At 45.8% G+C, this 13262-nt stretch carries 9 protein-coding genes; 3 read left to right on the top strand and 6 right to left on the bottom strand.

What is annotated here, in order from left to right; all coding sequences use genetic code 11:
- Entirely contained in the window at positions 1-1494 is a 1494-nt protein-coding gene (locus tag OL444_RS08135; RefSeq protein ID WP_264733718.1) for a tagaturonate reductase, read from the bottom strand.
- 208 nt (positions 1495-1702) lie between these two features.
- Between OL444_RS08135 and mnmA the strand changes: the two genes are divergently transcribed.
- Positions 1703-2809, top strand: coding sequence for a tRNA 2-thiouridine(34) synthase MnmA (gene mnmA / locus OL444_RS08130; protein WP_264733719.1), 1107 nt, complete (start codon positions 1703-1705; stop codon positions 2807-2809).
- A gap of 64 nt (positions 2810-2873) precedes the next feature.
- Here mnmA and OL444_RS08125 read toward each other — a convergent pair whose 3' ends face one another.
- From OL444_RS08125 to OL444_RS08115, 3 genes are all read right to left on the bottom strand, one after another.
- Entirely contained in the window at positions 2874-4853 is a 1980-nt protein-coding gene (locus tag OL444_RS08125; protein ID WP_264733720.1) for an ATP-binding protein, read from the bottom strand.
- A 2-nt stretch (positions 4854-4855) separates the two neighbouring features.
- The gene (locus OL444_RS08120) at positions 4856-6034 is read right to left on the bottom strand and encodes an ATP-binding protein (RefSeq protein ID WP_264733721.1); all 1179 of its coding nucleotides are present in this window, start codon (positions 6032-6034) and stop codon (positions 4856-4858) included.
- Between the two features lie 90 nt (positions 6035-6124).
- Positions 6125-7282 carry an RsmB/NOP family class I SAM-dependent RNA methyltransferase gene (locus OL444_RS08115; RefSeq protein WP_264733722.1) on the bottom strand — a complete coding sequence of 386 codons (1158 nt, stop codon included), beginning with the start codon at positions 7280-7282 and terminating at the stop codon, positions 6125-6127.
- A gap of 94 nt (positions 7283-7376) precedes the next feature.
- On the opposite strand from OL444_RS08115, the gene OL444_RS08110 reads away from it, so the two are divergent.
- Positions 7377-8204, top strand: a complete 828-nt coding sequence (locus OL444_RS08110) for a hypothetical protein (RefSeq protein ID WP_264733723.1) — start codon at positions 7377-7379, stop codon at positions 8202-8204.
- 73 nt (positions 8205-8277) lie between these two features.
- Here OL444_RS08110 and odhB read toward each other — a convergent pair whose 3' ends face one another.
- Together odhB and OL444_RS08100 are read right to left on the bottom strand one after the other, a co-directional pair.
- Positions 8278-9849 carry a 2-oxoglutarate dehydrogenase complex dihydrolipoyllysine-residue succinyltransferase gene (gene odhB / locus OL444_RS08105; protein ID WP_264733724.1) on the bottom strand — a complete coding sequence of 524 codons (1572 nt, stop codon included), beginning with the start codon at positions 9847-9849 and terminating at the stop codon, positions 8278-8280.
- A gap of 101 nt (positions 9850-9950) precedes the next feature.
- Complete coding sequence (locus OL444_RS08100) at positions 9951-12710, bottom strand: 2-oxoglutarate dehydrogenase E1 component (protein WP_264733725.1); 2760 nt, start codon at positions 12708-12710, stop codon at positions 9951-9953.
- Between the two features lie 241 nt (positions 12711-12951).
- Here OL444_RS08100 and rpsT point away from each other — a divergent pair, with 241 nt between their 5' ends.
- The gene (rpsT, locus tag OL444_RS08095) at positions 12952-13206 is read left to right on the top strand and encodes a 30S ribosomal protein S20 (protein WP_264733726.1); all 255 of its coding nucleotides are present in this window, start codon (positions 12952-12954) and stop codon (positions 13204-13206) included.
- Positions 13207-13262 lie beyond the last annotated feature (56 nt).

Genomic DNA, 13262 nt, shown 5'->3' with positions numbered 1-13262 from the left:
TTATTTTGTTTGATACCATTGTTCTGTAACTGCTTTCACCCCATTTTCCATGAAGGCCTCCAGGTAAGTGGCCACCTGTGCGGTAAAGCCGGGGATATCTGCCAGCCGGGCTTCCCACAGGCGTTCATCGCTGCACACCTGCTGTACCAGCGCCGGCAGGGTGGTATATTGTTGCCAGTAAGCGGCAAACTGGCTGGCATTGTCGTCGGTAATCAGGTATTCACCTGCTTCCCGGCGGCCGTAATACTTTCCGTTTTCTTCCCGTACCGGCCGTAAAAACAGCAGCATGGCCGCAAATCCCAGGCACATGTGCGCCGGCAGGGTACCTGTTTGCTCATAATAACGTACGAAAGTGCGCGCATTGCGGGCATTCATTTTTGTGCTTTCCTGGAACGTGATGCTGATCAGCTGATGCGCGATAAACGGATTGGCAAACCGATCCAGTACATCCTGCGCAAAGGCCGCAGCGGTAGGACATGCCGCCGTAATGGTCGGCAATATTTCCTGTAAAATCACTTCCCGGAAAAACCGCCCCATATAGGCGTCCTGCATACATTCATATACCGTATTGCATCCCAGCAGATAGGCCAGTGGTACGGAAATGGTGTGTCCACCATTCAGGATACGCAGCTTCTGTTCCCGGAAGGGGGTAATATCCGGCGTAATCAACATCCGGTCATCTGCTTCGCAAAAAGACAATACCGAACGGATGTAGGCATCGCCTTCAATAGCCCATAACAGGAATGGCTCTACTTCTATCCACAATTGGTCCGTGTAGCCCACCTTCTGCGCGATCTCCGGCAGATTACGGGGCCTGCCCGGTACAATACGGTCTACCAGCGAATTACAGAAATGGTTGTCTTCCTGTATCCAGGTGATAAAGGCAGCAGCCATCTTATTAAACGCCGCCAGCTGCAGGATGGTTTCCCGCAATAACCGGCCGTTATTGGTGACCAGTTCCGTGGGCACTATGACAAAGCCGGTGCCGGTAGCACCTCCCAAATGCTGATACCTTTCCCATAATACCGCCAGCAGTTTCCCGGGGAAAGAAGCGGGGGCTGTTGCACCGATTTGCTCCGGTACATACTGAATCCCTACTTCCGTGGTATTGGAAATGATGGTTTGCACGGTAGGCTGCCGAGCCGCTGCCAGTACGGCCGGCCATTCTGCATTCGATTGCAAAACACGACTAATAACAGGGTTTACCCCGGAGCTATCCACCAGTTTCCCCTGATGAATACCTTTAATATGTGTGGTAAACAGATTATCCTGGGCGGCGAATTCCCGGGTATCGCCTGGCGTGGATTTGACCACTACAATGCGGCCTTCGTACCTGCCCTGGCGGTTAGCTTTATCCACCAGATAATCTACCAGCCCGCGTAACAGGACGCCGGTGCCGAATTGCAGGATCTTTTCAGGAAGTGTGAAGTAGTTTTCATGAACGTCGGAATCCTGTTGGTTTAATATAAACTCTTTATTTAATATGGGTAGCATCTCAACTAATTTATGCCAAAGGGTACTTATTTCAATAAATATAAAATTCATAATTAACATTTTGTAATACCTGGAGAAATAATCGTCACGATCCGGTAAAATGCTACCGCCGTATAGGCAGAATCAATCCGCCCATTGTTAGTATCAATAAAGGAGCGATGGCGGTTGGCGGGAATTTAAGTAATTTTGCATCCTTAAACTTTTTCAAATGAGCAAGCATGGTAAAGTGCTGGTAGCCATGAGCGGTGGTATAGACAGTACTGTTACAGCGCTGATGTTGCATGAACAAGGTTACGAAGTGGTAGGTATTACCATGAAAACCTGGGATTATGCATCAGCTGGTTCCAGCAAGAAGGAAACCGGCTGCTGTAACCTCGATTCTTTCAACGATGCCCGCGCAGCTGCGGTGCATCACGGTTTCCCGCACTTCGTGCTGGATATCCGGGACGAATTCGGTGATTTCGTTGTGAATAACTTTGTGGAGGAATATATCGCAGGCCGTACACCTAATCCGTGTGTACTCTGCAATACACATATAAAGTGGCGCGCCCTGATGAAACGGGCCGATGCCATGGATTGTGAATTTATTGCCACCGGTCACTACGCGCAGATTCGCCGCCACGACAACGATCGCTATGTGATCAGCCGCGGCATCGATGAAACCAAAGACCAAAGTTATGTACTGTGGGGCATCCAGCAGGATGTACTCGCCCGTACCATCCTTCCTCTCGGAGAATACCGCAAAACGGCCATCCGCCAGATGGCATTCGACTTCGGCTATCCCGAACTCGCCAAGAAAGCAGAAAGCTATGAAATCTGCTTTGTGCCCGACAATGACTACCGCGGCTTCCTGAAAAGGAAGGTAGACGGCCTCGAAGAACGGGTCAACGGTGGTAATTTCGTACTGGCAGACGGCACGATCGTAGGTCATCACAAGGGTTACCCCTTCTATACCGTAGGTCAGCGTAAAGGCCTCGATATTGCCCTTGGCCGCCCGGTATTCGTAACTGAAATCATTCCGGAAACCAACACTGTGGTATTAGGCAATGAAGATGAACTGCAGAAAAGCGATATGCTGGTCAGCGGTATCAACATGGGTAAGTATGATACCATTCCCGAAGGCATGGAAGCCATCACCAAAATCCGTTACAAAGACAAGGGCGCACTCAGCAACCTGTACAACGAAAACGGCAAGGTGAGAGTTAACTTCTATGAAAGCGTGAAAGGCATAGCCCCCGGACAATCCGCCGTATTTTATGAAGGCGATGATGTAGTAGGTGGCGGGATTATACAACGTGGACAGATTACTTTATAAGTAGTATCCTTTAGATATAAACAGCAAGGCCGGGAAAATTTCCCGGCCTTGCTGTTTATATCTATCAAGCTTTTTCATTACTCTGATGACTTTTTTCCCACGTAGCACGAATGTTATTAACTGAATCAACAGCTTTCGAATAAATCCCTTTATTTACTTTGAATGCCTCCGAATGAATAGATTCTTCTTTTTTCACACATAAGTCAATTAATTTTTCGATATCCCAACCGTCAGTTTTCGATACCGGAAAAACCGCAGCTACTTTCCTGGCAAATTCATAATACTCCCCAGCAATAAACGTATAAATGATTATCATGTAAAGTTGAATTTCATTTAGGGAAGAAAATGTTACGTGTTGTATCACCTTTTCATTCGTTATATTCTTTACTAATGCCAATAAAGCCGTATCGTTTTTCTCTGTAACCAGCATGTATATTGTTTTGTATGCCCAGTTAATCACAAAAGAGAATACAAAATAATTATGTGCCTGTTGATTCCGTTGAAGTGTTTTATCCTCAAAAACTGTACGCGCCGCCTTCCCGATCCCCGACAAACAGTCGAATGTCAATTGCTCGAAAATATCTAGGTACTGGTCTTTTTGTTCTGCCGTTGTAAGCTCTCTATTGATCGAGAGCTTAATAAATTTTATATACTCTTTTTTCTTGCATGCGTTCTTTAATAGTCTATTAAACTCCTGGTCCGTAAACGTAACATTGTCTGCTATGTAAGGTGGTGTATTCTCCTTCAGCAACATCTTTACTTCGGGATCTATCTGCTCAAAAAAAGTATACGCCAGCCCAAATATTTCCATAATATGGGTATCCAGCCCATTGTTATTTACTTCCTTTATATAACTTCTAATCCGCCGTTCAATTTCCGGTGTATCACACAAGGCTTCCAGGAACTTTACCACGCAAATCATCTGGTACCGGCCTTGTTTCCGGCCATAACGCATCAGGTACCAGATATTAAAAAAACGCTCCCGTAACCTATACTGGTGATTCTTGGTACCAGTAGCTATTTTTTCAATTACCTGATTTTTCTCCAGCTGCCGTAACTGGGCAGAAATCACTTTACTATCCAGGCGTACTTTTTTCGTCAGCTCCTTTACCTCAACCGGGTACCAGTGGAGCGCTACAGCGTCCACTATTTTCTGTTGCTGCGGCGGTAGATCGTCCATCTGGTGTTTGTACAAAGGTGTTACCATATCCAGTACTTTTTCCAGATCGCTCAGTACGTTGCCATGCGCATTATCCACAAACACATTAAACAACAAAGACATCGTTCGAGGTACGCCACCAGACAATTCTCGAAAAGCGGAAATCCGGGCAGGTTTTTTCGCAATGATCCTTTCTACAGTTGTCTCTTGATGATACAATACCGCAAATTTCCGCAGCAAAACAATGCACTCTTCGTCTGTTAAATCTTTCAGCTGTATCATTTTAAAAAATTCAAACAACGGTTGCTGATAGTCCAGTATACTCTCCAGCACTACAGGCGATCCGGCTATTAACCTGAAATGCGGGATGGTTTGCAATACCTCCCTCAGCCGGCGTACTTCCAGCTCTCCGAATTTCCTGAGTAACTGCCCCATATTATCTACGAATAACACCAGCTTCTTCTCTTGCTGGTTCAGGTGCTTCAATAGTACCCGGAGTGCCGCCGCTTCATAGTTATCCTGTTTTACATAAGGCTCCATTTCACTGACCAGCCCTTCAAATCCACAGTTTTCTTCCAGGTATTCTGCGATCTTTTCCCATAGGTTTCCCAGCTCTCCGATGTTATGCTGTTCTTCACTGAAAATAACCGGTATTAACCACTGAGATAATTGAACATCGTCTTCTATCGCATATTTCAACCGGAGCAACAAGGTTGTTTTACCAGCTCCCCGTTGCCCCAGTAACAAGTAATGTTGTTCCGGCGTAGCCATTTTACCGGAACGGATATCGGCAAATATTTCCTCAAATATCCGCGTACGGATCACAAATTCGGCAATAAAATCATGTTTGTTTTTTCTGTCTGGATTATACAATAGTAAGCTCATAACTAACAAATAAATAACTCCCACCATCTTTTCAGGATAGGTGAGTTAAAGAGATAAACTCTAGTTGTTGTATTAAAATGAATGTAACCATCATGCATCAGGTCTTCAATGATCATTTTATAATGCTCTTCCTGCTGATGCCTCACCGCCATTTCAAAAGCATCCTGTTTATTTAAGGAATTTGTGGCAGCCAGTTTTTTTAGCAACTCATCTGCATACTTAAACGCCTGATCCTTAAAATGTGTTTTCAACCGGGAATGATAATGTTGAAAATGATTCTTATGCCGCAGAGTTAATAACTCTGTTAGTGCCTTTTCAATAGTTATGTCTGTGATTTCTGCATGGTCGCTGGTACACTGTATAATTTCCTGCACCAATAATTGAATATGGAAAGGAATATACCATTGCAATACTGTTTTAAAAGCCGCTTCTGCACTGGAATTGATGGAACGTTGGTGTGCATGCAGCAGTGTACGGAAAAGTTCAATAGCTTCGGTTTCTGATAAAGGTGCTACCTCAATAGAAGCCAGATCATTGATCATTGCAGTAGCGTCGATAGCAGCCACAGTCTGATTCAGACCAATGGAGCCGGTATAAATAAAACGAATCTTTTGGGAAATAACCGGATCTATTCTCAGTGCCCGCTTCTTTTGCAGGAAGTTCACTGCCCGTTCACTGCTTACCTTACGCATATTTTCAATGGTCTGTGGAAATTCGTCGATCAGTAGTACCAACTCTATTTCCTCTGTAATCGCATATCCCGATAAGAAGGCATGGAACTCATCATAATAATCACGTATGGTTGTTTCCTGGTTAAATTCCAGGGAGGTTTCCAATACTGAAATACTTTTAATACGCTGGAAAAAACGGTTGGCTTTCTCCCGAAATCCGGTTTTAAGTTTAACAGACCGGGAAATCTGGGGGTCGTTAATAACTGCTTCCAGTACTTTTCTATAGAAATGGGGTTCTTCGGCCACGCTCTCTGTATCGACATATACATAATGCCGGCCGGCAATACGATTATCCAGCAAATACCATAAAATGGAGGTTTTCCCAACCCTCCGCGGGGCGGTAATTTGGATATTGTTACCACCAGACAAACAACTGGTGATTTTTTCTATTTCTCTTTTACGTTGAAAAAAATCGCCGCCCCTTGCAGGCAGTCCAATGAGGTTTTTCATGACAATAGAATTTTTGTCAAAGTAAATGACAAAAATTCTATTGTCAAAATATTTAACAAAATTTCTATTGTCAAAATTATAACTAACTGATTAAGAAAGCCTTACTGCATACATCGTATCCGCTCCCTTATCGTACCCCGCAATCACACCGCCTTCCTGTCGCCTTAAATCACTGTTATCCTCAATATATTGTACCACTTCCTCATTCTCCTGCTTGAAAACAGAACAGGTAATATAAATCAACGCACCTCCTTTCTTCACAAAAGGAATAACGTTATGGGCTATACGTTTTTGCAGCGACTGGTATTTATCAATTTCTTCCCGCTTAAAGAAAGCCAGGCTTTCTGGTGTACGGCCCCAGGTACCGGAACCACTGCACGGTGCATCGAGGATAACACCATCAAACTGGCGGTTGTTCATGGAAGCCGCAAAGTTGGGCGCTGTAAGATCTGCCACGCGGGCCTCATAATGCCGGACACCTGCTGCACTAAAGCGTTGCTGCAGATTCTCCAGTATAGACCGGCGTACATCTGTTACCAGCAACTGTACATCCGGCTGCTGATCTTTCAGCAGAATAGATTTACCTCCGCTGGCTGCGCAGCAGTCCCACCACTGCGTTTGTTTACCGGGCATAAACAACGTACCGGTTTGCTGACTGGAAGCATCCTGTACTTCGTACCAGCTTTTCTCCGGCACAATGGTTTCTATCTTGGTGCCATTCGGTAATGCTACCGTTGTTTTGTTGGCGAAGACCTCTCCGGCAACGCCTGCTTTTTCCAGCAACTGCAATACCTTATCCAGTTTATTATTTCTAACCCGAATGAATAAACGTGGCTGCTTCAATAGCGTATATGCATAAGCGTTAGTATCTATACCAGCAGATAAATCAGACAGGAAAGGAAAAATACTTTGCGGTGCCAGGGTAATTCCCATCAGCAATAATTTATCTGCTAATGGTGCTTGCACCTGCTCATTCCAATCCGGCTTGAGTGCGGCCAGCAAATCATTGGGTACACTTTCACACAGGAAGGCGCCGGCCAACAATCGCTCCTGTACAGGCAATCCCCGTTCCCAGTGTCCTAACCGGAAATAGTGATACACCAGCTGCGAAATCCAGCGCCGGTCGCGGCTTCCCATATAGGGATGTTCCTTAAAAAAAGCTTTCAGGAAATGATGCAGTGGCAGGCTGCCACTATAGGTATCAATAATTTTTGCTGCAGATGCTAAGTAATTTTCCCAACGGGTCATACGCAAAGATACGCGCTAATATTGATGTCGCCGCATTACAGTACCTCCTGCTATATTCACATCGTTTTATTTATCCACCCTAAACTATACCAATATGAAAACGCACTTGCGTACAGTGCTGTTAACGGCACTCTCATTCCTGCTATTATACGGCTGCGTCAAACACCCCGGCTTCCCGCCTATCAACGGACTGGTGAAAAAGGTAACAACCTATGATCTCCAGTCAGGGAAAATAATCCGGGAACGACACTACACCTATAATCAGCAGCACCTGGTAGACACCCTGATAGAAATCGGCTTCAACGATGGCGTACATGGGTTTTGGCGTACGATGACCATGAATTATGATGCCAAAAATTTCCTGCAATGGCTGACGGTAGATGTGCACCCAGGTCCTGCATATGTCTCGTACACCTACTGGCAGGATACCCTGCGTTACTTCTCCAGTGAACTTTTTCCTGTTACAGTCAGTAATAACACTTTCTACTACCGGGAGTACAGGCGGGACCGGCTGGCAGATATCTTCTCCACCAGTCATACGCCATTCTATCAGGACTGCAGCTACTATCTGAATCCGCAACACCGCGACGATGCAGACAGTATCATTGTGGGATCTTATCAAGACTGGCCGGATGAAACAAAGTACACCTATACCCGGTCTGCCATTGTAAACCCCGACTACCGCATCTTCCGGGATGCCCGTTTCTTTGAATACCGGACCAACGGCATAAATATTCTCAGTGATCTGCAACCAGGAGACGCCAATAAACATCTACCTCTGTCGGTCAGCCGGCAGCGGCTTTCAAGGCCTGATGTGACAGTCACCAACTATTCGTATGAAAAAGATCAGTGGGGCAGAGTAATAAAAGCCTATGAGCTGGTCAACGGTACGCCTAAATTGTATAAAACCTTTACCTATTGATGGTATAGAGCAAAAAGCCCCGCATTCATTGAATGCGGGGCCTGTTATAGTAAATAACTGTTGTTATAAACGATTAGAGTTTCAGCAATGCTTTCAGCGGATCTTTACCGAACAGTAACTGCTCAGGATTTTCCAGCATTTCTTTTACCCTTACCAGGAAGCTTACTGATTCACGGCCATCGATGATACGGTGGTCGTAACTCAGCGCCAGGTACATCATCGGACGGATCACTACCTGTCCGTCGATAGCCATCGGACGCTCCTGAATTTTGTGCATACCCAGGATAGCTGACTGCGGAATATTGATGATAGGCGTGCTCATTAAGGAACCAAACACACCACCGTTGGTGATGGTGAAGGTACCACCGGTCATTTCAGGCACGGTCAATTTGTTGTCGCGCGCTTTGGTAGCCAGTTCCACTACTTTTTTCTCAATACCGGCCATATCCAGGCTTTCTGCATTACGGATCACCGGTACCACCAATCCTTTCGGAGCAGATACGGCGATGGAGATATCACAGAAGTCGTGGTATACCAGTTCTTCACCATCGATGTATGCATTCACAGACGGGAATTCCTGTAAGGCAAAGCAAGCTGCTTTGGTAAAGAAGCTCATGAAGCCCAGGTTTACCTCGTGTTGTTTTTTGAATACTTCTTTGTATTTCGCGCGCAGTGCCATGATGTTGGTCATGTCTACCTCATTGAAGGTAGTCAGCATAGCGGTCGTATTCTTCGCTTCTACCAGGCGACGGGACACCGTTTTACGCAGGTTGCTCATTTTTTCGCGGCGTTCCTGACGGGTGAACAGTTCCTGACCGATAGCTACACCTGGATTTTGCAGGGCAGCATATACATCATCTTTCAGGATTTTGCCGTGGGCGCCGGAACCTTTGATACTGGTCGCATCCACATGTTTGTCTGCAATCACGGCAGCAGCTACCGGCGTTGTTTTCACATCGTTCGGGATGCTGGTTACCGGTGCTTGCTTCGGTTGTGGTGCAGCTGCTGCAGGCTGTGCAGCAGGAGCGGCAGCCGGTGCAGTTTTACCTGCAGGGCGGGCAGCGCTGGTATCTATTTTACAGGCAACATCGCCTATTTTTAAAGTATCTCCTTCTTTGGCAACAGTGATCAGGGCGCCTGCTTCTTCCGCATTCAGTTCGAAGGTAGCTTTCTCTGATTCCAGTTCACATACCACTTCGTCCCTTTCTACGTAATCACCATCTTTCCGGATCCATTTCACCAATGTTACTTCGCTGATCGACTCTCCTACTGTAGGTACTTTCATTTCAATGGTCCCTTTGTTCACCGCAGGTGCAGCCGGTGCGGCGGCAGGTGCAGGTTCAGCAGCAGGAGCAGCGTTGGCAGCCGGTGCGGCGGGCGCTTCAGCAGAAGCCGGCGCAGCTGCATCGGTATCAATTGTACAAGCTACGTCTCCGATTTTCAAAGTAGCTCCTTCCTGTGAGGCCGGGGCTATTTTCAGGATACCTGCTTTTTCTGCATTCAGTTCGAAAGTAGCTTTCTCAGATTCCATTTCACACAGCACTTCATCCTGTTGCACATAATCTCCGTCTTTTTTCAACCACTTCGCAATTGTTACCTCGCTAATAGATTCTCCTACCGTAGGGACTTTGATTTCGATAACCATATTATATCAGTTGATGGTGATTGTTGTCAGTGAAAAGCTGTTTATATATAGCTGCTCACTAACAACAATTATTTTCAGTTTATAGTTTGCAATTCTTTCTACTAGATGTTAAAGGCAGTATCAATGATCTGCTGCTGTTCGCGGGCATGCACTTTGGAATAACCGGTCGCAGTGGAAGCACTTGGATTACGGCTGATAACACCATAGTTGATCTGCTTCAGATTCATTTGCAGGAATGCTGCTGCACCCATGTTCAGCGGCTCTTCCTGTACCCAGAAGAAGGTAGCACCTTTATATTTCTGCGCAATCGCATCCAGCTGTTTCAGTGGCAGCGGATACAGTTGTTCCAGTCTTACAATGGCTACATCCTTACGGTCATCTTTCGCCTGTTTATCGCTGAGGTCAAAGTACATTTTACCGGTACACAGCAGTACTTTTTTCACCAGGGAAGCATCTTCGATGAACGGATCATCCAGTACTTCCTTAAATCCACCCTGGGTAAATTCTTCCATGGCAGAATAAGCACCTACGTGACGCAGGTTCGCTTTAGGCGAGAAGTTGATCAGCGGTTTACGGAACTGCCAGGTCAGCTGACGACGCAGCGCGTGGAAGAAGTTAGCCGCAGTAGTAATATTGGTGATCACCACATTCTCTTCCGCACATTGCTGCAGGAAACGCTCCGGACGGGCATTGGAGTGATCTGGTCCACCACCTTCATAACCATGTGGCAGTAACATTACCAGACCATTCTGTGTAGTCCATTTCTGTTCTGCACTGGTGATATACTGGTCAATCACAGTTTGCGCACCGTTTACGAAGTCGCCATACTGTGCTTCCCATAATACCAGGGTATTAGGATTGGCCATGGCATAACCATATTCAAATCCCAGTACACCATATTCACTCAGCAAAGAGTTATAAATCCTGAACTTACCTTGTTTATCCTGCAGATGACTGAGGCGGTTATAGGTTTCGTTGGTATTCTCATCAAATAATACCGCATGACGGTGAGAGAAAGTACCACGTTTTACGTCTTCACCGCTCATACGTACATCCTTTCCTTCAATCAGCAGACTGGCATAGGCCAGCAATTCACCGGTAGCCCAGTCTACTTTACCTTCTTCCTGATACAGTTTAATTTTATCCTGCAGCAGTTTGCTCACCTTACGCAGAGGAACAAAGGTTTCCGGCCATTTCATCAGGCCATCAAACAGGCGTTTGAAGTCTTCTGTTGAAATAGCTGTTGCCGGAGAAGATTCGAAATCCTGTGGCGTGGCTTTACGTAAAGCCTGCCACCACTCTTCCGGTTTCTGGTTGGCATAAGGCAGCGGATGTTGTTTTACTTCATCCAGGCGGGCCTGTAATTCATCCCAGAATCCTTTCTCCATTTCTTTAGCCAATGCCTGTGCGTCCGACTCACCGTTCTTCAGCAGGTATTGGGTATATACTTCACGCGGATTGGCATGTTTATCAATCAGCGCATACAGACTAGGCTGTGTGAACTTAGGTTCATCACCTTCGTTGTGGCCATGTTTACGGTAGCAAACCATGTCAATGAAGATGTCTTCATTGAATTCCTGGCGGTAGCGGGCAGCCAGCTGGGCTACTTTCACTACTGCTTCCGCATCGTCTCCGTTTACGTGGAATACCGGCGCCTGCACAATAGAAGCTACGCTGGTACAGTAGTCGGAAGAACGGGCATCATCAAAATCGGTAGTAAAACCGATCTGGTTATTGATCACAAAGTGGATGGTACCACCTGTGTAATAACCTTTCAGTTTACTCATCTGCTCCACTTCATACACAATGCCCTGACCGGCTACGGCAGCATCACCGTGAATGAGGATTGGCAATATTTTATCATAATCGCTGTCATAGATCACATCTGCTTTACTGCGTGCAAATCCTATTACAATAGGATCTACCACTTCCAGGTGGGAAGGGTTAGGCATCAGTTGCAGGTTTACGGCTTTACCGGAAGGCGTGGTCACCTGTGAGCGGAAGCCCAGGTGGTATTTCACGTCACCGCTACCCATGGTCATATCCGGAATGGCCAGTCCTTCAAATTCGTTGAAGATCTGTTCGTAGGTTTTACCCAGGATGTTGGCCAGTACGCTCAGACGGCCACGGTGTGCCATACCGATTACAGATTCCTGTACGCCGTATTCGGCGGCTACATTGATCATGGCATCCAGTGCAGGAATAGTGGATTCACCACCTTCCAGACCAAAACGTTTCTGACCGATATATTTGGTGTGCAGGAATTTTTCGAAGATAACACCCTGATTCAGCTTTTGCAGAATGCGGCGGCGTTGTTCCAGCGACAGCGGCTGAGTCATCAGGGCTTCGAATTCCCGTTCCAGCCATTTGGATTTGTCGCGGTCATTAATATACGTGTATTGAATACCTACTGAACCGGTATACACCTGTTGCAGACGGGCAACAATATTTTCCAATGTTGTTTTGCCAATTCCGATGGTGGTACCGGCATAAAATTCAGTTTTCAGATCTGCGTCACTCAGTCCATAGCTGGCAAGATCCAGCCTGGCACCTCTGTCTTTTCTTTCACGAATAGGATTGGTTTTAGCAACCAGATGGCCTTTCTTGCGATACGCCTGGATGAGACGGTATGCGCCAAGCTCTTTAGCCAGCTGATCGTCTGTCACCGGCAACGATGTGCTGCCTCCTGCTGCTGGTGCGGCGCCCGGCGCTTTACCATTGACGTTTGATACTGCAAAATCAAATCCTTCGAAAAATTTTACCCAGTCGGGGTCTACGGAATTGGGATCTTTGCGGAAATCCTGATATAACGATTCAATGTAAGCAGGATGTGAGTTGGTGACGAATGAGAAGTCCTTCATTTACAACGAGTTTTGCTGATCTTCAGTTCAAATACTTTTCTGTTGGTCCCAATATATTAATATATGGGATTGCAAATATCGCACGTTTTTCGATACAGAACATGGAAAAAATCAGAAATAATCAAGTGTTTTTGTATCCATAAAGCTGCTTATATTTGCACTTCGGACGAAAACAGACATTAAGTTTGTTTTGTTAAAAATATATAGTTACCTTTGCCGTCCGAAACTTGAAATTTGAAAAATGGCAAACCATAAAGCAACGAAAAAAGACGTACGTCAAAGCAAAAAGCGTAATGAACGTAACCGTTACTACGGTAAAACTACCCGTAATGCCATCCGTGATTTGAAAGCATTAACTGACAAAGCGGCAGCGGAGAAAGATTTATCAGATGTAGCCTCTATGATTGACAAGCTGGCTAAACGTAACGTTATCCACAAAAACAAAGCAGCTAACCTGAAAAGTAAGCTGGCTCTGAAAGTAGCTAAACTGGCGTAATTGCTTCAGTAACAATATTTACAGCTCTTCCTCTCAAGGGAAGGGCTTTTTGTTTT

Source organism: Chitinophaga nivalis, from assembly GCF_025989125.1.
GTDB lineage: Bacteria > Bacteroidota > Bacteroidia > Chitinophagales > Chitinophagaceae > Chitinophaga > Chitinophaga nivalis.
This window is presented reverse-complemented; position numbering and strand designations above follow the sequence as displayed.

Bases quoted from the DNA above. Each gene is read 5' to 3' on its own strand.
- OL444_RS08135 (WP_264733718.1), bottom strand. From the start codon at position 1,494: ATGCTACCCATATTAAATAAAGAGTTTATATTAAACCAACAGGATTCC.
- mnmA (WP_264733719.1), top strand. From the start codon at position 1,703: ATGAGCAAGCATGGTAAAGTGCTGGTAGCCATGAGCGGTGGTATAGAC.
- OL444_RS08125 (WP_264733720.1), bottom strand. From the start codon at position 4,853: ATGAGCTTACTATTGTATAATCCAGACAGAAAAAACAAACATGATTTT.
- OL444_RS08120 (WP_264733721.1), bottom strand. From the start codon at position 6,034: ATGAAAAACCTCATTGGACTGCCTGCAAGGGGCGGCGATTTTTTTCAA.
- OL444_RS08115 (WP_264733722.1), bottom strand. From the start codon at position 7,282: ATGACCCGTTGGGAAAATTACTTAGCATCTGCAGCAAAAATTATTGAT.
- OL444_RS08110 (WP_264733723.1), top strand. From the start codon at position 7,377: ATGAAAACGCACTTGCGTACAGTGCTGTTAACGGCACTCTCATTCCTG.
- odhB (WP_264733724.1), bottom strand. From the start codon at position 9,849: ATGGTTATCGAAATCAAAGTCCCTACGGTAGGAGAATCTATTAGCGAG.
- OL444_RS08100 (WP_264733725.1), bottom strand. From the start codon at position 12,710: ATGAAGGACTTCTCATTCGTCACCAACTCACATCCTGCTTACATTGAA.
- rpsT (WP_264733726.1), top strand. From the start codon at position 12,952: ATGGCAAACCATAAAGCAACGAAAAAAGACGTACGTCAAAGCAAAAAG.